Source organism: Cryobacterium suzukii (assembly GCF_004403185.1).
Lineage (GTDB): Bacteria > Actinomycetota > Actinomycetes > Actinomycetales > Microbacteriaceae > Cryobacterium > Cryobacterium suzukii.
Genome location: NZ_SOHJ01000011.1, coordinates 286,090 through 306,075, shown reverse-complemented (window position 1 = coordinate 306,075; position 19,986 = coordinate 286,090). Strand labels below are relative to the sequence as shown.

At 63.4% G+C, this 19,986-nt stretch carries 16 protein-coding genes; 6 read left to right on the top strand and 10 right to left on the bottom strand.

Going from position 1 to position 19,986, the window contains the following annotated elements; genetic code table 11:
* Positions 1 to 34: 34 nt before the first annotated feature.
* Positions 35 to 361 carry a cupin domain-containing protein gene (locus E3T39_RS11195; RefSeq protein ID WP_134515291.1) on the bottom strand — a complete coding sequence of 109 codons (327 nt, stop codon included), beginning with the start codon at positions 359 to 361 and terminating at the stop codon, positions 35 to 37.
* 169 nt (positions 362 to 530) lie between these two features.
* On the opposite strand from E3T39_RS11195, the gene E3T39_RS11190 reads away from it, so the two are divergent.
* From E3T39_RS11190 to E3T39_RS11180, 3 genes are all read left to right on the top strand, one after another.
* Entirely contained in the window at positions 531 to 1,073 is a 543-nt protein-coding gene (locus E3T39_RS11190; RefSeq protein WP_134515289.1) for a PadR family transcriptional regulator, read from the top strand.
* Between the two features lie 54 nt (positions 1,074 to 1,127).
* A complete protein-coding gene (locus E3T39_RS11185) occupies positions 1,128 to 2,783 on the top strand; it encodes an ABC1 kinase family protein (protein ID WP_134515789.1) in 1,656 nt (551 codons plus the stop codon).
* A gap of 240 nt (positions 2,784 to 3,023) precedes the next feature.
* The gene (locus E3T39_RS11180) at positions 3,024 to 4,562 is read left to right on the top strand and encodes an HNH endonuclease signature motif containing protein (RefSeq protein ID WP_134515287.1); all 1,539 of its coding nucleotides are present in this window, start codon (positions 3,024 to 3,026) and stop codon (positions 4,560 to 4,562) included.
* A gap of 184 nt (positions 4,563 to 4,746) precedes the next feature.
* Here the strand turns inward: E3T39_RS11180 and E3T39_RS11175 are convergent, their stop codons facing one another.
* The 7 genes from E3T39_RS11175 to E3T39_RS11145 all read right to left on the bottom strand — a co-directional run bounded on the left by E3T39_RS11175 (position 4,747) and on the right by E3T39_RS11145 (position 11,340).
* The gene (locus tag E3T39_RS11175) at positions 4,747 to 5,292 is read right to left on the bottom strand and encodes an HAD domain-containing protein (RefSeq protein WP_134515285.1); all 546 of its coding nucleotides are present in this window, start codon (positions 5,290 to 5,292) and stop codon (positions 4,747 to 4,749) included.
* A gap of 306 nt (positions 5,293 to 5,598) precedes the next feature.
* Positions 5,599 to 6,810 (bottom strand): M20 metallopeptidase family protein, encoded by a 1,212-nt coding sequence (locus E3T39_RS11170; protein ID WP_134515283.1) that lies wholly within the window; start codon positions 6,808 to 6,810, stop codon positions 5,599 to 5,601.
* A gap of 61 nt (positions 6,811 to 6,871) precedes the next feature.
* Positions 6,872 to 7,642, bottom strand: coding sequence for an amino acid ABC transporter ATP-binding protein (locus tag E3T39_RS11165; protein WP_134515281.1), 771 nt, complete (start codon positions 7,640 to 7,642; stop codon positions 6,872 to 6,874).
* Positions 7,639 to 8,601, bottom strand: coding sequence for an amino acid ABC transporter permease (locus E3T39_RS11160; protein WP_134515279.1), 963 nt, complete (start codon positions 8,599 to 8,601; stop codon positions 7,639 to 7,641). Before E3T39_RS11160 ends, E3T39_RS11165 begins: the two co-directional genes overlap by 4 nt.
* A gap of 2 nt (positions 8,602 to 8,603) precedes the next feature.
* Positions 8,604 to 9,536: a type 2 periplasmic-binding domain-containing protein gene (locus E3T39_RS11155; RefSeq protein ID WP_134515278.1), complete on the bottom strand. Its 933-nt coding sequence runs from the start codon at positions 9,534 to 9,536 to the stop codon at positions 8,604 to 8,606.
* A gap of 83 nt (positions 9,537 to 9,619) precedes the next feature.
* The gene (locus tag E3T39_RS11150; protein WP_134515276.1) at positions 9,620 to 10,453 is read right to left on the bottom strand and encodes an IclR family transcriptional regulator; all 834 of its coding nucleotides are present in this window, start codon (positions 10,451 to 10,453) and stop codon (positions 9,620 to 9,622) included.
* Positions 10,450 to 11,340, bottom strand: coding sequence for an amidohydrolase family protein (locus tag E3T39_RS11145; protein WP_255455926.1), 891 nt, complete (start codon positions 11,338 to 11,340; stop codon positions 10,450 to 10,452). The genes E3T39_RS11150 and E3T39_RS11145 overlap by 4 nt, the downstream gene beginning before the upstream one ends.
* Before the next feature lie 460 nt (positions 11,341 to 11,800).
* Here E3T39_RS11145 and E3T39_RS11140 point away from each other — a divergent pair, with 460 nt between their 5' ends.
* From E3T39_RS11140 to E3T39_RS11130, 3 genes are all read left to right on the top strand, one after another.
* The gene (locus tag E3T39_RS11140; RefSeq protein WP_134515272.1) at positions 11,801 to 12,700 is read left to right on the top strand and encodes an aggregation-promoting factor C-terminal-like domain-containing protein; all 900 of its coding nucleotides are present in this window, start codon (positions 11,801 to 11,803) and stop codon (positions 12,698 to 12,700) included.
* A gap of 273 nt (positions 12,701 to 12,973) precedes the next feature.
* On the top strand, positions 12,974 to 17,845 hold the full coding sequence (locus tag E3T39_RS11135; protein WP_134515270.1) for an NAD-glutamate dehydrogenase: 4,872 nt from the start codon (positions 12,974 to 12,976) through the stop codon (positions 17,843 to 17,845).
* Positions 17,846 to 17,895: 50 nt separating this feature from the next.
* Positions 17,896 to 18,915, top strand: coding sequence for an LLM class flavin-dependent oxidoreductase (locus E3T39_RS11130; RefSeq protein ID WP_134515268.1), 1,020 nt, complete (start codon positions 17,896 to 17,898; stop codon positions 18,913 to 18,915).
* A gap of 391 nt (positions 18,916 to 19,306) precedes the next feature.
* Here the strand turns inward: E3T39_RS11130 and E3T39_RS11125 are convergent, their stop codons facing one another.
* Both E3T39_RS11125 and E3T39_RS11120 read right to left on the bottom strand, forming a co-directional pair.
* Positions 19,307 to 19,630 carry a hypothetical protein gene (locus E3T39_RS11125; protein WP_134515266.1) on the bottom strand — a complete coding sequence of 108 codons (324 nt, stop codon included), beginning with the start codon at positions 19,628 to 19,630 and terminating at the stop codon, positions 19,307 to 19,309.
* Between the two features lie 56 nt (positions 19,631 to 19,686).
* Entirely contained in the window at positions 19,687 to 19,959 is a 273-nt protein-coding gene (locus E3T39_RS11120; protein ID WP_134515265.1) for a glutaredoxin family protein, read from the bottom strand.
* Positions 19,960 to 19,986: the final 27 nt, after the last annotated feature.

The window sequence follows — 19,986 nt, the reverse complement described above, 5'->3', positions numbered from 1 at the left end:
TTCGTCTAAGACCTGGCTCGAAAATCCGTGGCATCTAGCCGATCAGGGTGAGCATCAGTCGTGATTCTTCGCGCGCTTCGACCTCGTGCTCCACGCTGGCATCGAGCCTCAGAAGGGCGCCAGGCACGAGGTCGGTGACCTGTCCGCCGGCGGTGACTCGCAGGCATCCATCGAGGGCCTGCATCACCAGAATCTTGGCCACTGAGTGCTTCTTGAGCGTGAAACCGGCCTCGAAGGTGAGCACGACCACGCGCACTCCGGGGGAGGCGAGAACGGTGCTGTGACCGAGCCGTCCGGGTTCAACCGTGGCCGCAGCTCGAACGTTCGCGATGTGGGTGACGGGAAGCGTTGTATGTTCCATGATTCAACGCTAGACCCGTGACCATCGACTCTCGTCGAGTCGGATTGCTAAAATCGGAGTCGTCTGGGAGCTAACCCTGAGCATCCGACTTGGGTGTATCGCTCGAACCCGTCGCTGGATATCGTTGAGTATCGCTGTATATCGTTCGCAGTTTCTACAGGAGGCAATCATGGGCAATTCATTTCCAACAGGCGGGTTCAACGCTGGCAACATCGACGGCATCTGGCAGGCGATGGAGCAGTTTCGCTCGCGGTTTGAAAAGCAGACAGGCACCCGCGCCGGTCGCGGCGAGGTGCGCACGGCGGTGCTCGCGCTGCTCGCCGAGCAGCCGATGCATGGCTACCAGATCATTCACGAAATCGAAGAGCGCAGCAGTGGCAGCTGGAAGCCCAGCGCCGGCTCTGTCTACCCAACGCTGCAGTTGCTGGCCGACGAGGGCCTCATCAGCGCCGAGGAGTCCAACGGTCGCAAGATCTACTCCCTGACCGACGAAGGTCGCGCCGCTGTCGCTGACACCGACACGAGCGCCCCGTGGGAAGCCGCAGCGTCGACGTCGAGCCACAGCCACACGGCCCTGCCGAAAGCCGGCATCGAGCTTGCCCAGGCTGCAGCCCAGGTCGGCCGCACCGGTTCGCCGGCGCAGGTGAAAGAAGCCATCACGGTGCTCGACGACGCACGTCGCAAGCTTTACTCGATCCTCGCCCAGGACTGACGGGTGCCATCAGCTCGACGAGGTAGCTACGATTCGAATTCGGTCGCGGGAAACATGCGCGCCCGCTACCGCCGCATTCTGCGTTTTGCCAGCTGGTATCTCGCTATAACGTGGTGGTTCGAGTTGTTCCTGCCTCGCATCGGGCTGGTGAAAATCGCCGAGCGCACTCGCTCGAAGCGGATGCAACGCTTCGCCACGAATTTTCACGTGCTCGCGGCCGACCTCGGCGGCCTGATGATCAAGGTCGGGCAGTTCATGTCATCGCGCCTCGACGTGTTACCGCCCGAGATCACCAAAGAACTCGAGGGGCTGCAGGACGAGGTTGCCCCGGTGTCGTTCGCGGCTATTCGCGCGGCCGTCGAGGCAGAGCTGGGCATGCCGCTCGAACGGGCCTTCACGTCGGTCGACGAGACGCCGGTGGCCGCGGCATCCCTCGGTCAGGCGCACCGGGCGCGACTGACCGCGCTCGATGCCGCTGACACGGGGCTCGACGGAGTCATCATCAAGGTGCAGCGACCGGGCATCGACGAGATCATCGATGTCGACCTGGCCGCCCTGCGCAAGGTGGGCGGCTGGCTCAGCCATATTCGGCTGGTGTACAACCGGGTCGACATGCCCGCGCTGGTCGAGGAATTCGCCCAGACCAGCCTTGAGGAAATCGACTACCTGCACGAGGCAGCCAGCTCTGAACGCTTCGCGGCGGCCTTTCCCGATGACGACCGGGTGAGCGTGCCCAGTATCGTCTGGGAACGCACCACCCGCCGCGTACTCACCCTCGAAGACGTGACGGCCATAAAGATCACCGACGTTGACGCCCTGGTCAAGGCCGGCATTGACCCCACCCAGGTGGCGCCCGTCTTCGCTGAAGTCATGTTCGACCAGATGTTCACGATGGGCTTTTTCCACGCTGACCCGCACCCCGGCAACATCTTCGTCACCCCGCACGCGGACAGCGAGCGTGGCTGGAAGCTGACATTCATCGACTTCGGCATGATGGGTGAGGTCCCCACGAGCACGCGCACCGGGCTGCGCAAAATGCTGATCGCCGCAGCCTCGCGCGACGGACGCGGGCTGGTCAACGCCATGAACGACGTGGGAGTGCTTCTGCCCTCGGCCGAAACGACCGAACTCGAGCGCGCAATGACGCAGCTGTTCGCCCGATTCGGCGGAATGGGATTTGCCGAACTGCGCGAGGTCGACCCGCGCGAATTCCGCGAGTTCGCCGTGCAATTCGGCGACGTCGTGCGCTCGTTGCCATTTCAGCTCCCCGAGAACTTTTTGCTCATCATTCGAGCCATGTCCCTCACCTCCGGAGTCTCGAGCGCGCTCAACCCCGCGTTCAACCTCTGGGACTCGGTCGAGCCCTACGCTGCGCAGCTGCTCCGCGATGAAAGCGGCAACCTGGTGCAGGACTTTGCCAAACAGGCGGTGGAGACCGCCGGACTCGCGTTTCGCCTGCCGAAGCGGCTCGACGGGTTGATCACCCGAATCGAAGACGGCAGCGTGGCGTTCGGCAGCCCGGGCCTCGAGAAACGAGTTGCACGCCTCGAACGCACCGTGCGACAGGCGGTCTCGGCTGTTCTCTTCGGCGCACTGCTTTTCGCCGGCGTGCTGCTGCGAGCGGATGACGCGGTGCTCGGCACCGTACTCATGGTCGCGTCGGTCGCCCCCTTGCTGCACGCCCTGTTTGCGGGTCGCCGCGGGCTCTGAACGAGGGCGTGGTGGCCTTCGCCGCGGAGGCGGGCACCGCCCTCGGCGTTTCGCTGCGGGCGGGCTGTAGCAACTGCCCCCAAGGGCGGGTGAGTGGCTGCTTCAGCGTGGTTGTAGCGACATTTACCCGCTCTCGCAGATGAGAAGAAACTTCTGAACACACGTCACTATTTTACTGAGTTTGCCTCGCCTTTAAGGGTGATTTGAGCTATAATTGTGGGTGAAGGAGGCACCGACGCCATGACCCTCACCGCCCCGCCCGCTGCAGCCGGCTCGATGCCGGAACCCGAGGGTTCCCGGGTTGCGGTCATTGATCAGGCTGGTGCTTTGCTGGGCTCTGTCTTAGACGGAACACGGTTTGGGCACCTCGATGATGCTGAGGCCGTCGCCGTGCTGACGGCGTTGGAAGAGCTGGGTCGCAGGGTTGATGGTGCAAGACTACGAGCCACCACCGACATTGGCGTTCGTGCCGAGACCGATCTGGGCAGCGGGTCGCTCGCCTACAGAAACGGATGCCGTAACCGGGTCGAATTCATCACCCAGCTCGCCGGTATCTCCGGCCGTGAAGCCAAACGCCGTCTGAAACTCGGCGAGACCGTCGTGGAACGCACGCCGATGGGCCTGCCGGTGCCAGCCCGATACTCGGTCATCGCCGCCGGCCTCAGCAGCGGGGAGCTCGGGGTGGAATCGGCCGAGATCATCGCCACCACCCTCACCGCGCTGCACGGGAAAGTCCTGCAGGACGACCTCGACCACGTCGAACGTGCCCTCGTCGCCACCGCCACCGGCGCCGTTACCCCGGAAACAGCCGGACTGCCCGGGGCGGGCATCCGCTTCGCGCCCGACCTGCTGCGGGCGCAAGCCCTGGAATGGCAGGGCCGCCTCGACCCCGACGGCACCGCCCCCACCGACGACGTGACGGAGGCCACAAGCACGCTCACGTTCGGGCTGCTGCGCAACGGCCTCTATCCGCTGCGCGCCGACGTCACTCCCGAGCTGCGCGGCATCATGGACACCCTCTTCGACACCTACCTGTCCGCCAGGTCCCGCACCCCCATATTCGTGCCCACCGAATCCCTCGACCGCGGTACGGGGCTGGACGGCCTGGATGAGGCCGACGCCGACACCGAGCGTTTCAGCGCGGACCCGTTCACCGGGGACACCCGCTACGACGGCGACCGCCGCACCGCCGGCGAAAAACGCGCCGACATCCTCCGCTCGGTCTTCGAAGCTGCCGCCCGCGATCCGAAAACCCCGACGATGGGCGGCGCGGCGCCGACGGTGATGATTCACGTCAATGCCGCCGACCTTGACCAGGGCCGCGGCGTCGGCTGGATCGACGGCATCGAAGCGCCCGTGTCGTTGCGCCGGGTGAAAGAAGCCATCTGCGCTGGCGGCACCCAAAAAATCATCGTCGGCACCAACGGCGACATCCTCTACCTCGGCGACAAAATGCGCTGCTTCAGCCCGAAGCAACGAGCCGCCATCAGTGCCCGCGACGAAGGCTGCATCATCCCCGGCTGCATCATCCCCGCCCGCTGGTGCGAAGTCCACCACATACAACCCCACCACCAGGGCGGACCGACAACCATCACCAATGGCACCCTGTTGTGCTGGTTCCACCACCACACCATCGACACCAGCGGATGGAACATCCGCATGATCAACGGCAGACCCCAAATACGCGGGCCAGTCCTATGGGACCCCACCCAAACCTGGCGCCCCGCCCGGACTCACCGGGCCAACACCCCCAGCCCCGAACCACCCTGGCGCACCTAGTCGAACCTGGCGTAGTTAGTCGAACTTGGCGCACCTAGTTGAACTTGGCGTAGTTAGTTGAACTGGGCGCACCTAGTTGAACTTGGCGCAAGTAGTCGAACCAGTCGAACCTGCGCAGCTAGTCGAACGTGGCCGCACCGTGTTCAGTCGCGGCAAGAGCGGCAAGGCGAGTGCTCGAACTAAATTAGGGCAGCTGCTCCAGCCAGATGCGCATCCGGGCAATGTCGTCGACGGTGATGCCTACTGCGGAGTGCGGCGGAATAAGCAGCGACGGAGTCTCCAGCGTGGCGTTGAGCACCTTCTCCCCGTGAAGTTGCACGTCGGCATCGTCTATCCAGATGAACGGTGCCGGCACGTTCTGATCCTCTTCGATGCGCTGGGACTTCCACAGTCCCGTCTCGCCATCGGTTTGGCCGGGGTGTTTCGGCGGGGTCGTCACGTCGAGCATGCGCCCGCCGGCCAGTCCGTGCAGCTCGGGTACGAGCAACTGCCGGGTGGCATCGAACTCGTTCCAGGAGGTTAGCCAGACCAGTTCTACTCCGTATTGCATCAGCAGAGAGTCGAGTGCCGTAATCAGGCGGGGAGCCCAGTGCACGTCACGGGTGGAAGCGTGACCGTCGCCGTACTCGATGTTGATCGATGCCTTGGCCACGTCGCCCCAAGCCGGGTCTGGCTCGGAACGGGGGCACAGGCACCCATTGACGGAAAGGTAGAGTCTTGGAACGGTCATTCTGCCTGCCCATCATGACGGGTGGCGCTGCCCACATCGACGATGCGTGCTCGATCTGCCATATTGGACATAGTGGTATCGCTGCTCAGCGTGAAATTGTAAATTATCAGACTCCCAAAAAAGCTTCTGAATCCAGCTAAGCACGCACGAGAGAGATGCGCCTCCCCGCGAACTGGGTGAACTTTAGTGTCGTGTCGCGCGCCCTATTCGTGGCATGTGTGCATGACAAGCATCCGCTTTCGTGCGCGCACCGACGACTTGCGCGAACCCGACAACGGAGTGAGCACACCGAAGCTGGTCCGGGCCTCAACCTGCCAGTTCGGCCATGCGCGACAGCGCCAGCTGCGTGTACAGGGCCGTGCCGTCGGCCAGGACACCGTCGTCAAAGGTTGCCGCGGGGGAGTGGTTATAGGCGGCGGGGGCATCCGCTTGACGCGGCGCGGCCGAGAGAAATACAAAGGTTCCCGGTACCTGTTGCAACACTCGCGAGAAGTCCTCGGAGCCGCCGAGGGGGTTGACCATGCGTGTAAACCGCTTTTCGCCGAAGAGTTCGCCGACGACGCGCTCGGCCCGACCGGTTTCGCCCTCGTCTGTGACGGTCGGCGGATATTCGGTGACGTAATCCACCGTTACTTCAACGCCGTGCGCTGCCGCGATTCCCTCGAGCAGCCGGGGCACCACGCGTGCCAGCTTGGCCCGCGACTCGGGCGTGTATGACCGCACAGTCGCCTCCATTCGCGCGGAATCGGGGATGATATTGCGCTTCGTGCCAGCCTGCAGAACCCCGACCGAGAGCACCACCGGGTCGAACATGTCGAACTGGCGGGTGACCATCACCTGCAGGGCGGTGACCATCTCGGCAATCACCGTCACTGGATCCTGCGCCTGGTGCGGGGCAGAACCGTGCCCGCCGGCCCCGTGCACCGTCACCGTGAGGCCATCGCTGGCCGACATCAGGGTTCCGGTGCGGCTGGCGAACTGCCCGTTGGATGCGCCGGCCGACATCACGTGAATACCGTAGGCAGCGTCAGCGCGACGACCGGCAGCGTCGAGCACACCCTCGCGAATCATCACTCCCGCCCCGTCGTAGCCCTCTTCGCCCGGCTGAAACATGAGCACGACGTCTCCGGCGAGCTGGTCACGGTGGTGGGCGAGCAGGGTTGCCGCGCCCACGAGCATGGACGTGTGCAGGTCGTGACCGCAGGCGTGCATGGCGCCGTCAATGCGCGAGCTGAACTCCAGTCCGGTACGTTCCTGAAGTGGAAGCGCGTCCATGTCGCCGCGCAGCAACACCACGGGCCGTGAAGCGGATGCCCCGGCGCCGGTTCCGCGCAGCACCGCCGTCACCGAGGTGGTGTCGGTACCAAGACTGATCTCGAACGGAAGGCCCTGGAGGGCCTCGAGTACCTTCTCCTGCGTGCGAGGCAGCTGCAGCCCGATTTCGGGTTCCTGGTGCAGTCGGTGGCGCAGGTCGGTGATGTCTCCGGCAAGTTCACGGGCATCTGAGAGTACGGTCACGGTTTCTCCTTTGAAGGCGACTGGTGGTTCCAGTGTGAGCCGCAGCGGGCAAGTTGTCGAATCACACCAGAGACTTGCGCAGAAACTCCCGGGTGCGCGGCTGCTGCGAATGGTCGAACACCTCGGCCGGCGAACCCTGCTCAAGGATGACGCCACCGTCCATGAAGACAACCCGATCGGCGGCTGCCCGAGCGAAGCCCAGCTCGTGGGTGACCACGAGCATGGTGGCGCCGCCGGCCGCCAACGCGGCCATCACATCGGTGACCTCGCTGACATTTTCCGGATCGAGGGCCGACGTCGGTTCGTCAAACAAAAGCAGACCGGGTTCAAGGGCCAGGGCCCGGGCGATGGCGACGCGCTGCTGCTGCCCGCCGGAGAGCTGGCGCGGGTAGGCAGTCGCCCGATCAGCCAACCCAACCCGGGTCAGCAGGGCCATGCTGCGCTCGATCGCGTCGGCCTTGCTCAGTTTGAGAATGGAGCGGGGGCCATCGGCAATGTTCTGCAGCACGGTCCAGTGCGGAAACAGGTTGAAATTCTGGAAAACCATTCCCACGTTGCGACGCTGCACGGCGATCTGGCTTTCGGTGAGCCGGCGCACGGTATCTCCAGACTCTTGCCGATAGCCCATCAGCTCGTCGCCTACCCAGATCGAACCGCCGCTGGCAACCTCGAGGCAGTTCACGCAGCGCAGCAGGGTGGATTTGCCCGACCCTGACGAACCGAGGATCGCGACAGTCTCGCCGACGTGCACCTCGAGATCTATGCCCTTGAGTACCTCGACGCCGGAGAATTGCTTGCGCAATCCGCTGATGCGCAGAATGGGCTGAGTCACGATTCCATACCTCGATTCAGGGTGCGCTCGGCGGCCCGCCGATCGAAAAACCTGGCAACAATAGACGAGCTGCCAGTGCGGCTGGACCCGCGGCCATAGTGACGCTCAATGAAGAACTGCACGCCGTTGAGCACGGTCGTGATGAACAGATACCAGATACTCGCGACGATCAGCAGTGGCACGGTTTGATAGGTCTGGCTGTAGATCTCCTTGACCGAGAACAACAACTCGGCTCCGCCGATAACGCTCACCAGCGAAGTCCCCTTCACCAGCGCGATGATGGAGTTGAAAGTGGGCGGAACGATGAACCGCATGGCCTGGGGTAGCTGGATTCGAAAGAAAACCCGAACCGGCTTCATGCCCAGGGCTTGTGCCGCCTCGAGCTGCCCCTCGTCAACCGAGATCAGCCCGGCGCGATAGATCTCGGCCTGATAGGCGGCATCGTGCAGACCAAGACCGACTATGGCCGCCAACAGCGGCGTCACCAGGGTGTTGGACTCGATGGAGGCAAACGTCGGACCAAACGGAATCCCTATGCTCAAGACCGGAACGAGCAGGCCGATGTTGAACCAAAAGATCAGTTGCACGAGCTGTGGTGTACCCCGAAAGAACCAGATGTACGAGGAGGCGAGCGCGCGCAACAGGGTGTTGTCTGACAGCCGGCATACCGCCAGAACGCCGCCGAGAATCAGACCGATCGTCATCGCCGTCACCGTGAGAAAGAGAGTCATGACAACGCCCTGGAGCACGGTTTCGCTGTTGAGGTATTGCCCGACGACGTCCCATTCAAAGTTGGCGTTCGTCAGCAAAAGGTGCACGATTTGTGCGGCGACGAGCACGGTGACGATGGAGAGCACCCAGGTAGCGGGCCGCCGGGGAGCCAAGGCCCGTGCGACGTCCACGGGGCGTTGCGTGAGAGGCAATTCGATCTCGGTCTGGTTGCTCGGCAGGTTTGCCATGACTATTGCGGGTTCGCAGCGAGCCAGTCGGCGTACAGGTTGATACCGGGCTGTTCGATAATCTCTCGATCGAGACCGTACGTGGTCATGATCGTCTTGTAGTCACCATTGTCGAAGAGCACTTGAAAGCTCGCGAGCAGGGGGTCGGAGAGCTCAGAATCTTTCGAAAGCAGAGCTCCCATGAACTGACCGGCGAACCCGTTGGAGAACTCGTCGCCGACGACTTCCAACTCGCCATTGGATTCCCGGGCCGCGTAGAACAGCGAGGCACCGCCGGTGAAGAAGGCATCCGTTCGCCCTGATCGCAAGGCCAGCACGCCGTCGGGAACGCTCGCGACGCTCAGCACCGTGAGGTCCTTACCCTGCTCCTGGCACTTCACTGCCTGAGCCTCGGCGACTCTGTAAGTGGCAGCGTTGGCGAGTGCTGCCACGGTGACGTCACACAGTTCGTCCATGTTGGTGACGTTCTTGGGGTTGCCTTTCTCGACCAGAAAAGGAACGACCTCCTGCAGAACGTCAACGAATTCGGCGCCTGGGCGCTCTTTCGGTCCGCCGACCGAGTCGGCGTATGGGAAGAAACCGAAGGCGTAACGTTCGGCGCTGATCGCGGCGAACGCGCCGGAAATGTCCGGCACTGTGGCGACCTTGACATCCACGCCCATCACCTCGGCGATGGCCTCCATCAGCTCGGCACCGGCACCGGTGTACTCGCCGGTTTTTCCGGGCGTTGTGACCCACCACGGTGGGTTTGCACCGCTCGTGACGACAGTGAGCTCGCCGGCGTCCTGAACGTTTTGGGGTAAAGCGTCGTGAATGGCTTGGTCCATGAGAGTGGACACTGCGGGTTCCGCCGGTTCGACCGCTGCGCTACAACCGGCTAAGAGCGAGACCGCGAGGGCCAAACAGAGGGTTTTCGCGACCTGAAAACGCTTCATTGACGGTGCTCCATTGCTGTAGTTGATTGGGCTGAACTCAACGCGCCTTTGTTTCGCTGCGGAGTGGCTCGGTAGAAGCGCCGCTACTTTTGGTGGTGGCCGAGCGTTGCAGAAATGCGGTGGGCGGCGCTGACGACCGAATCTCTCCACGCACCCTCGACATTGCCCGACACCCGCGACATGGCACCCCCAATTACCAGGGCCGCGATCATGTCACCAGAATAGTCGTAGACAGGCGCGGCGACGGCCCCGGCTCCGGCATCGACCTCGCCGAGACTGAGGCTGTAACCGCGATGGCGAATCTCCTCCAATTGTCGGCGCAACTCGCCTTCGTCGGTGATGGTGTGTTCGGTGAACGCCGGCCCCCGATGCCTGAGTACCTGGGTCAGGCGTTGCTCGTCCTGGCCGGAGAGCAGCATCTTCTGCCCAGCCCCCGCAATAAGTGGTCGTTTCTGGCCGACATTGACCGAAATACGCAGGGAATGGGTGCTCTCAATGCGGGAGATGCAGATCGCCTCCATGCCCAACGGAGCCAGCAGATAGACCGTTTCATTGGTCTGCGCCTGCAGAGCCTCCAGCTCGGGCTGCGCGGCGGCCCGCAATGCCTCGATCGGTTGGGCCGCCACTTCGCCGAGGGTGAGCAATCGACTGCCCACCCGGTAGTGGTCGCCTATGCGTTGTAGAAAACCGCGCGATTCGAGGGTTTTGATCAGGCGGAACGCCTTGTTTCGGGTCACGCCAATTCGCCGGGCGATGTCGGCAACGCGCAGTTCCCTTTGTCCATTCTCGAACTCGAGCATGATATCGAGGGCCGCGGCGACCGGCCCGATCATGTAGTCGGTGGTCGGGCCCGTTGCGACGGGCGGTGCCGTCGACGTCTCCGTGGTGTCTGCGGTGTCTGCGGTGTCGGTCGTCATGCGGTGACCGCGATCGATCGGCGACTGCGCGCATCCGCTATAGAAAGAGGCGACCCGCTCATGAACTGGCCGCCTTTCAGCACGGCCGTGCGGCGGCTCGCATCCTGCAACAAGCGGATGTCCCGCTGCGGGTCGCCGTCCACGATGAGCAGGTCGGCGAACTTGCCCGCCGCGACGGTACCGACATCGGCTGACATGCCCAGGCATTGGCTGGATTGGTCAGTGGCGACCGCGATCGCGATCGCTTCGGTCAGGCCGGCCTCGACCAGCAGTTCCAGCTCCATCCCGGTGCGCCCGAATCCGTGGGACGGGTTGGTATCTGTGCCCGCAGCGATGCGCACGCCGAGCCTTACGGCCCGAGCAATGCTCTCTCGATGCCGCGCAGGCATGTCGGCCGTGTGGGCGCGCACGCTTGCCTGGGACAGGGTGCTGTGCCAGTTGGAGATGCACATTGTTGGAACATACCATGTGCCGCGATCAGCCATTTCGCGCGCGCACTCCTCGGTGAGATAGGTTCCGTGCTCAATGGTATCGACGCCAGCCCGCACGGCCAGGATCGCGCCAGGGTCGCCGTGGGCGTGTGCACACACGGGGATCCCCTCGACGTGCGCCTCGTCCACGATGGCTGCGAGCTCCTCCTCGGTGAACAGCGGGCGGTGCGGCCGTCGTGCGGCAAACGTCATGCTGCCCGTCATCGCAACCTTGATGACGTCGGCGCCCATGCGAATAACCTCTCGGACCTTGGCCCGAGCAGCCACCGGGCCGTCGCACCAGGGTTCGGGCAGACCGGGCCAGATCTGGTCATGACTCGGCTCGTTTCGGGGAGTTGAAAGAAGGGCGGATGCGCGGGCCTGATTTCGCGCACTCGCCAGCGCCGACCGCCGCATCGTGCCAGATTCGTCGCGGAAGATCGTGGGACAGGGGATTTTCTCAAATTGTATCGCTGCATAAACAGTGGATTTATATGATGAACAGAAATGGCCGGTGATGCTCCACATTGATGCCGGATTTGCCGCAGCGCTGGACGAACGCGATGAGAATTCTTGCCACCATGCTCGATATTTTTTGGCCTGAAGGCCGCGCTCTAAGCGGTCCTCCTGCGGACCGATACGACGATGATCAGGCTAAACACCCCGTCGCGCCGGTGAATGACCGGTCAGCAGTCGCAAAGTATGCCACGACAGAACGCGCGTGACCGAAAATCAGGGGTTTCGGAGAAAATCGTGAGGTTTTTTTCAAAAAGGCCGGGCATGCTGGCGGCTTCGCCCGCGCCACCCCGAAGTGCACGGGCCAAAAACCCAGCGAACGGGCGTACCTAGCGTCCATCATTCGCGCCAGATGAAGGACATGCGCCCAAAACCCACGGAAACGCCCCATGCCCACGTTGCCCTCCCCGGCACTCAAATTCACCGTAAGCCTCGCAAACCACGAACCAGCCGACACGAGATTGCCGCCGCGACCGGTACCGTACTCGTCATTGCCGGCCTGGTCGCCAGCAGCGGATTCGTCGCCCAATCGGCCGACGCCACGCAGGACAGCATCGCTGCCACGACCGTACTCGCCGACAGCAGGGGCCTGCAGAGCGATCAGCTCGACGTCTACGTGCAGCGTGGTGAGACGATCACGCGCGGTAGCGCATCCGCTGCCCTGAGCGCGGCCCACGTCGTCATTGCTGCCAGCCAAAGCAAGGTGGATGCCGCCACCCTCACCTCGGTAGTCAGTTCGCTTGCCAGCTACGCGATCCTGCCGATCGAGCGGGTGGAATCGCTCACGGCCGAGGCTAAGGCGGAGACCGCGTCGGTCGCGGCCGCCACGGCTGAGGTCGACCGCGTCGCCGCCGAGGCTGCTGCCGCTGCGGCCGCTGAAGCAGCGGCTATAGCCGCGGCGCAAGCAGCTGCCGAAGCCGCTCGCATGCAATCCCTCGCTGGCGGCAATTCCGTCGACGGTGCGCGCGCCACAGCTCGTTCGATGGCCGCCTCGCAGTACGGCTGGGGTGAGGACCAGTTCAGCTGCCTTGATCGGTTGTGGCAGAAGGAATCACGCTGGAACTACGCGGCCGTGAATTCCAGCAGTGGTGCGACCGGAATTCCCCAGGCACTCCCCGGTAGCAAGATGGCGTCGGCTGGCAACGACTGGGCCACCAACGCCACCACGCAGATCAGCTGGGGCCTCGGCTACATCAAGGCCTCGTCCTACGGAACGCCGTGCGCAGCCTGGTCGCACTCGCAGTCTGTCGGCTGGTACTAAAAGCGGCGGGTGGTGGCGGTTTATGACCCGGTCACGAACGAATCGACGAGCAGCAGACTATTTCCGGGTGGCAGGCCGCAGGTTCTGCGGCGACCAGCGAGAGTGCAGGGCCCGGCGCTACGATGGGCGAGCAAGGGATCTCCATGATTGAGTTCGGCGAGGCACACCGACGTGCCCGTCGCAGGAGCCCGCACACGTAGTTCGTTTGTGTCACTTGTGAGCGTAAGCAAGCCGCACCCGCACGGCGATGAATTTGATGGAGGCGTTTTTTCAATGTCGTCTGGTTTCACCCGAACGGGTCTGTCCCCGGCAGGTCTATTCCCCTCAGGCCCAACGCTCGAAACGTTCATAGTTGACTACTACGAGCATCTAACAGACGAAGATGCGGCGAACTATACCCCTGAGCTTCTGGAAGCTCGGGCGCGTGCCCATTGGCAGGTCGCGCAGCAGCGGGTGCCGAAGACCGCGACCGTCGAGATTCACAACGAATCCGGTCGCAGTGTCGTCTATATCGTCACCGACGACATGCCTTTTCTCGTTGACTCGGTCACGGCCGAGCTGGTGCGCCAGCATTCCGCCATCCACCTGGTCGTGCACCCCCTGCTCATCGTCGCTCGCAGCAAGTCCACGAACGACCTCGTAGGTATCAACCGCATCCCGGCCAGCGTCGGCGTTTCGAGCGCCGGCGTCTCCAGCGGTGACACCTCTGCCATGCCCAATATTGCCCACCTCATCGCGACCGGTGATGATGCCTCACACCTCGAGTCCTGGATCGCCATCGAGATCGACAGCGCGAGCGAGGACGAACAGGCCAGCCTCATCGCCGGGTTGACCGCTGTGCTCAAAGACGTGCGATCCGCGGTCGAAGACTGGCCGCTCATGCGCACCAAGGCCATGCAGATCGCCAAAGCGCTCGACACAATCGTTGGTGCCGAGCACATCAAAGACCTTCACCAGACCCAGCAGCTTTTGCAGTGGCTCGACGAGGGCAATTTCACTTTTCTCGGTTACCGCGAATACAACCTCGAAACGCTTGATGGCGAGGACGTGCTCACTCTTATCCAGGGCAGCGGCCTCGGCCTGCTGCGTTCCGCCGACGACCGTCACCAGATTCAGCACCTGACAGATGCGGGCCGTCAAAAGGCGCGCGAGCGCACCGCCCTGGTGATCACCAAGGCCAACTCTCGGTCCACCGTGCACCGTCCGGCCTACTTCGACTACATCGGAATCAAGAGTTTCGATGCCGCCGGCCAGGTCGACGGTGAGCAGCGTTTCATCGGCCTCTTCGCCGCGAGCGCGTACACCAGCTCGGTCACCGCCGTTCCGGTGCTGCGCGAGAAGGTCAAGGCAGTCATGACCGAGGTCGGTTTTCCGCCCGAGTCGCACAGCGGAAAAGACTTGCTCGGCATCATGGAAACCTATCCTCGTGACGAGCTGTTCCAGATCGAGGTGCCCGCCCTCGTCACGGCGTCGCTCGCTATCCAGCGTCTGCAGGAGCGTCGCCGTACCCGCCTGTTTTTGCGACCAGACATTTACGGCCGGTTCATGTCGGCGCTGGTCTACCTTCCGCGTGACCGCTATAACACCGGCGTACGACTGCGCATCGAGAAAGAACTACAAGAGACGTTCAACGCGGAGTCGCTCGATTTTGAAGCGCGTATGACCGAATCCGCGCTCGCGCGCTTGTTCTATCGCATCCGCTTGCCCAAAAATGTCCCGGCGGACTCCGTCGATGTCGCCGCGCTGGAGCAACGCCTGGCCAGAGCCGTCCGATCCTGGTCCGAGGGAATCAGCGATGAACTGTGCGAGACCCACTCGGTTGAAGAGGCGGAGCGGTTGGCCGCCGTGTGGGCCGACGCTTTTCCCGACAGCTACCGGGTCGACTACGAAATTACTGACGCGCTGGAAGACATTGGGCGATTCGAGGCCCGTGCCGCGGAGGTGGGGGCATCCGAGCAGGCGCGCACCCGCCCCGGGCTGCACGTCTACCTGCCCAGAACGGCTGGTGACCCGGGCGAAGACGCCCGCATCAAGCTCTACATGACCGAACCGAAAAGCCTCAGCCAGATTCTGCCGTTTCTGCAGAACCTCGGCATCGAGGTGCTCGATGAGGTGCCGTTCGACATTCAGACCGCTGACGGGCGCCGCTTCTATCTCTACGACCTCGGCCTGCACTACCCGGCCGGAGTTGACCCGGTCGCGACCGGAAAGTTGCTCGCCGACTCTTTCGGCGCAGCCATCAGCGGAGCCATCGAATCCGACAGTCTCGACCGCCTCGTACTGCAAGACGGCATGCCCTGGCACCGCGTCGTCATCCTGCGCAGTTACGCCAAGTACCTGCGGCAGATCGGTAACACCAACTCCTACGGCTTCGTCGCCAACGTTCTTCTCGCCAACCCCGCCGTCACCAGCGGCCTCGTTGCCCTGTTTGAGGCCCGTTTCGACCCCGACCTCACCGACGACGAGCGGATGCTCCGCGTCGCCGACGTACGCGAAGAGCTGCGGGTCGGGATGGAGCAGGTTGCCACCCTCGACGCCGACCGTGTGCTGCGCACGTTCATCACTCTGATCGAAGCGTCGCTGCGCACGAACTTCTTTCAGTACAAGTCGTACCTCAGCATCAAGCTCGACCCGTCACAGATCGCGCAGATGCCATCACCCAAGCCCATGTACGAAATCTGGGTGTACTCGCCACGGGTGGAGGGTGTGCACCTGCGCTTCGGCAAGGTAGCCCGCGGTGGGCTGCGCTGGTCAGACCGCCGTGAAGATTTTCGTACCGAGGTGCTCGGCCTGGTCAAGGCACAGACGGTAAAGAATGCCGTCATCGTGCCCACCGGCGCCAAGGGCGGATTCTTCGCCAAGAAGCTACCCGACCCCGGTCTTGACCGTGCGGCCTGGATGGCCGAGGGTATCGACAGCTACAAGACCTTCATTCGTGGACTGCTCGACCTGACCGACAATCTGGTGGCCGAGGCCGATGGCGAGCACGTCGTTGCACCGCGCCGGGTGGTGCGGCATGACGATGACGACAGCTATCTTGTGGTCGCCGCTGACAAGGGCACGGCATCCTTCTCCGACATCGCCAATGGGCTGGCCGCCGAGTACGGTTTCTGGCTCGGCGATGCTTTCGCCTCCGGTGGATCGGTCGGCTACGACCACAAGGAGATGGGCATCACCGCCAAGGGAGCCTGGGAGTCGGTCAAGCGCCACTTCAGCGAACTCGGTGTTGACACACAAACCGAAGACTTCACGGTCGTCGGCGTCGGCGATATGTCTGGTGACGTGTTCGGCAACGGCATGCTGCTGTCCAAGCACACCAAACTCGTCGCGGCCTTCGACCACCGGCACATTTTTCTCGACCCCAACCCTGACCCAGCGCTTTCCTTCGTCGAACGTGCCCGGTTGTTCGAACTGCCGCGCTCATCCTGGGCCGACTATTCAACCGACCTGATCAGCGCCGGTGGCGGCGTCTTCCCGCGCCAGGCCAAGGTCGTTCCGATCTCGGCTGAGGTGCAGGTCGTGCTCGGACTGCCAGAGGGGACCACTCAGCTGAGCCCGCCTGAAGTGCTGCGGGCGATCCTGCTGGCGCCCACCGACCTGCTCTACAACGGCGGCATCGGCACCTATGTCAAAGCGAGCAGCGAATCGGCCGCGCAGGTGGGCGATAAAGCCAACGACAGCATTCGGGTCGACGGCAAGGACCTGCGGGTCAAGGTCGTCGGGGAGGGCGGCAACCTCGGGTTCACTCAACTCGGCCGCATCGAAGCCGCGCTCGCCGGGGTCATTCTCAACACCGACGCGATCGACAACTCGGCCGGGGTGGACTGCTCCGACCACGAAGTGAACATCAAGATCTTTGTGGACCGAATGGTCGCGGCAGGCAAGCTCGACCCGGCCGAGCGGGCCGGGTTCCTCGCCGAGATGACCGACGAGGTCGGCCGGCTGGTGTTGGTGGACAACGTCGACCAGAATATTCTGCTGCTCAACGACCGCGTACTCGTGAATAACTGGAGCCCGAGCTACGAGCGCCTCATGAACTGGCTTGAAGAATCGGGAGATCTGCGGCGCGAGCTGGAGGCCCTGCCGACGACGGTCACTCTGCGGGAGCGTCTGGACCGCGGGCAGGGACTGACCAGCCCCGAGTTGAGCGTGCTCGCCGCCTACGCCAAGATCGAGCTGGCCACCGCGCTGCGCGACAGCGATCTGGCCGATGACCCGTGGTTCGGCAGTACCCTGCGCCGCTACTTCCCGACGCATCTCTCCGAACGTTTCGATGCCGAGCTGGACACGCATCCGCTTCGCCGGGAGATTATCGCGACGGTCGTCGCGAACGACATGATCAACCTCGGCGGCATCACCTTCGCTTTTCGCGCGATGGAGGAGACCTCGGCTAACTCGGCGACGATCGCGCGAGCTTTCGTGGCTCTGCGCGAAATTTTCGACCTCGATTCGATGGTCGACGAACTCAACGCACTGCCGTCGTCGTTCCCGACCGAGAAGTGGACGGCGATCCATCTGGACATTCGCCGTCTGCTCGACCGTGCCGTGCGTTGGCAGGTCAATCACGGCACCAACATGCCCGTCGGCGCGGTGATTGCCAAGTACAAGCCGCAGATCGCGCTCGTGCGCGCGCACCTCGGCGACTATCTGCAAGGCACCGATCGGAAGCGCCTCGAAGTGCAGGAAGAGAAGGCCAGAGAATGGGGTCTGCCCGACGACCTCGGTCGCCGCTGGTCGGAATTGTTTGAGGCGTATGCGCTGCTCGACGTGGCCAAGATCGCGGCCAGGGCGAATGTGCAGGTCACCCAGGTTGCCGAAATCTATTACACGATCTACAACCGGTTCGGCATCGACAATCTGCTCGAGCGCATCACCAAACTGCCGCGCAAGGATCGCTGGCAGGCCCTGGCCCGCGCAGCCCTGCGCGACGACCTCTACTCCACCGTCGCAGACATGACCAGGTCCGTGCTCGACGAAACGGATGCCGGTGCTGCCGACGAGCGCCTCCACGCCTGGGAAGAACTCAACGCCGAACAGCTCGGCCGGGCCCGCAGTGTGTTCGACGAGGTCAACTCGCTCGCGCAAGACGACATGGCGTCGCTTTCGGTCGCCGTGCGCCTGCTGCGTTCCATCGTGCGCCGCTGAGCATCGGCAGACGGGGGAATAGCTCACGCGTTGCTGACGCTGCACCGAGTATGAAACGCATCGGATTTCTCTCGTTTGGCCACTATCAACCGGTACCAGGATCGCAGGCGCGCACGGCCGGTGACGCCCTGCTGCAGACGATCGACCTGGCCCAGGCTGCCGAGGATCTCGGAATTGACGGCGCCTACGTGCGGGTGCACCACTTCGCCCCGCAGTTCGCGTCGCCATTTCCCCTGCTCGCAGCGATGGCCGCCCGTACCAGCCGGATCGAACTCGGCACCGGGGTCATCGACATGCGGTACGAGAACCCGCTGTACATGGCCGAGGAAGCAGCGATCACCGACCTGATCAGTAACGGACGCCTGCAGCTGGGCATCAGCCGGGGTTCGCCCGAAACCGCGTTGCGCGGTTACGAGGCGTTCGGCTACGTTCCGGCCGAGGGCAGCTCGGACGCCGACGATGCGCGGGCGCGCACCGCCATCTTTCGGGCCGCGATCAGCGGTGTGGGCCTGGCCGAGGCCAACCCGCAGATGACCGGGCGCAGCGGACTTCTGGCCATCGCGCCGCAGTCGCCCGGGCTCAGCGAGCGCATCTGGTGGGGCGCCGGAACGCGCAAGACGGCCAAGTGGGTGGGGGAGCAGGGTATGAACCTCATGAGTTCGACTCTGCTGACCGAGGACACCGGCGTGCCGTTCGGCGACCTACAGGCCGAACAAATTGCGATCTACCGGCAGGCCTTTACCGACGCCGGGCATGAAGGCACGCCGCGCGTGTCGGTGAGCCGCAGCATCCTGCCGATCGTCAACGATCTCGACCGTGCCTACTTTGGGCGCGAAGCGGCGGCCGGCAGCCACGACCAGGTTGGACACCTCGACGGCGGCCTTGCCCGCTTTGGCAAGAGCTATGTCGGCGAGCCCGCAGAGATTGTTCAGCAACTGCACACCGATGCCGCCGTGCTTGACGCCGATACGGTACTCGTGACCATCCCGAACCAGCTTGGCGTTGATTACAACGCACACCTGCTCGAGACCATCGTGCAGCAAATCGCGCCTGGCCTCGGCTGGCGGTAGCACCGCTCAAGCATCCCAGCCGCGCGCCGGGATACTGTCGAGCCAGTCTTCGAGCGGGGTCGAGCTGCTGCGCGGGGTTCCGTGCGCTGGGGGCACACGAGGCGATGATTGCTGGTCGACACTGAGGACCGGAGTGATGGTCGCAGTCATCGGTGGAAGAGCTATGCCAACGGAGGTCGATGCCTCGCCGGAAAGCCTGTTTATCGGATGTAGGAACGTGTGAAACATCAGAACCCCTTACTCGATGCGGGCGAAACCGCTACCAGGGTCCGGGGTAACACTTCGACGCTACGCGCAACGGTGACCAAACATCAATAGTTCTGCGTTAAGGGTGGAAAAATTCTCCGAAATAAAGCCAGTGACTCTCTGTTCGAAAGCGAGCCGGGTGCGGCTAAGGCAGGGAGGCAATCACGATGGCGACTGCCATCCAGAGCGGCATCGCCAGGACCATGAGCCCAAGGCCGACCCACTGCAGCCGCGCGTACGGCTGATTGGCGTCTCCGCGATTGCGGGTGCGCACGATGTCGACCACCGAGATGACCATGCCGACGAACATGAGCGGAGAGGCCATGAGGAGCACGAAAACGTTGAGCGCGTTGTCGCGCACAGACAAACTCACTGCCACGCCTGGCACGCAGTAGACGACGAACAGTGCCGCGCTGATCCAGAGCGAAACGGGTATGCGCCGCGTCGACGTCGTGATTGTTGCGTGCATGATGCGACCCCCGTTAGTGCCTTTCGATTTCTGACAGTAGCACGGGGGAGGCTGGGTCAGCCGATGCAGCCGAGTTGGGTGAGCCTGGTGCGTACCTCGGCGTCGCTCGGCTCGACCAGGTGCGTGTTGTCGGGAAACACGATGACGGGAATGTTGGTGCGCCCACTGATCGCGCGGGCGCGGTCGGCGCCGTCCTCGACCAGCAGCAGATCGACGTAGTCATAGTCCACCTCGAGGCGGTCGAGCAGTGACTTGGAACGACGGCAATCGCCGCACCACTCCGCTCCATACATCGTGATGCGCGGCGCAGCGGCAGTCGTTTCAGTCATAACTATGATCCTAAGCGGCGCACCTGA

Bases quoted from the DNA above. Each gene is read 5' to 3' on its own strand.
- E3T39_RS11195 (WP_134515291.1), bottom strand. From the start codon at position 361: ATGGAACATACAACGCTTCCCGTCACCCACATCGCGAACGTTCGAGCT.
- E3T39_RS11190 (WP_134515289.1), top strand. From the start codon at position 531: ATGGGCAATTCATTTCCAACAGGCGGGTTCAACGCTGGCAACATCGAC.
- E3T39_RS11185 (WP_134515789.1), top strand. From the start codon at position 1,128: ATGCGCGCCCGCTACCGCCGCATTCTGCGTTTTGCCAGCTGGTATCTC.
- E3T39_RS11180 (WP_134515287.1), top strand. From the start codon at position 3,024: ATGACCCTCACCGCCCCGCCCGCTGCAGCCGGCTCGATGCCGGAACCC.
- E3T39_RS11175 (WP_134515285.1), bottom strand. From the start codon at position 5,292: ATGACCGTTCCAAGACTCTACCTTTCCGTCAATGGGTGCCTGTGCCCC.
- E3T39_RS11160 (WP_134515279.1), bottom strand. From the start codon at position 8,601: ATGGCAAACCTGCCGAGCAACCAGACCGAGATCGAATTGCCTCTCACG.
- E3T39_RS11155 (WP_134515278.1), bottom strand. From the start codon at position 9,536: ATGAAGCGTTTTCAGGTCGCGAAAACCCTCTGTTTGGCCCTCGCGGTC.
- E3T39_RS11150 (WP_134515276.1), bottom strand. From the start codon at position 10,453: ATGACGACCGACACCGCAGACACCGCAGACACCACGGAGACGTCGACG.
- E3T39_RS11145 (WP_255455926.1), bottom strand. From the start codon at position 11,340: ATGCGGCGGTCGGCGCTGGCGAGTGCGCGAAATCAGGCCCGCGCATCC.
- E3T39_RS11140 (WP_134515272.1), top strand. From the start codon at position 11,801: ATGCGCCCAAAACCCACGGAAACGCCCCATGCCCACGTTGCCCTCCCC.
- E3T39_RS11135 (WP_134515270.1), top strand. From the start codon at position 12,974: ATGTCGTCTGGTTTCACCCGAACGGGTCTGTCCCCGGCAGGTCTATTC.
- E3T39_RS11130 (WP_134515268.1), top strand. From the start codon at position 17,896: ATGAAACGCATCGGATTTCTCTCGTTTGGCCACTATCAACCGGTACCA.
- E3T39_RS11125 (WP_134515266.1), bottom strand. From the start codon at position 19,630: ATGCACGCAACAATCACGACGTCGACGCGGCGCATACCCGTTTCGCTC.
- E3T39_RS11120 (WP_134515265.1), bottom strand. From the start codon at position 19,959: ATGACTGAAACGACTGCCGCTGCGCCGCGCATCACGATGTATGGAGCG.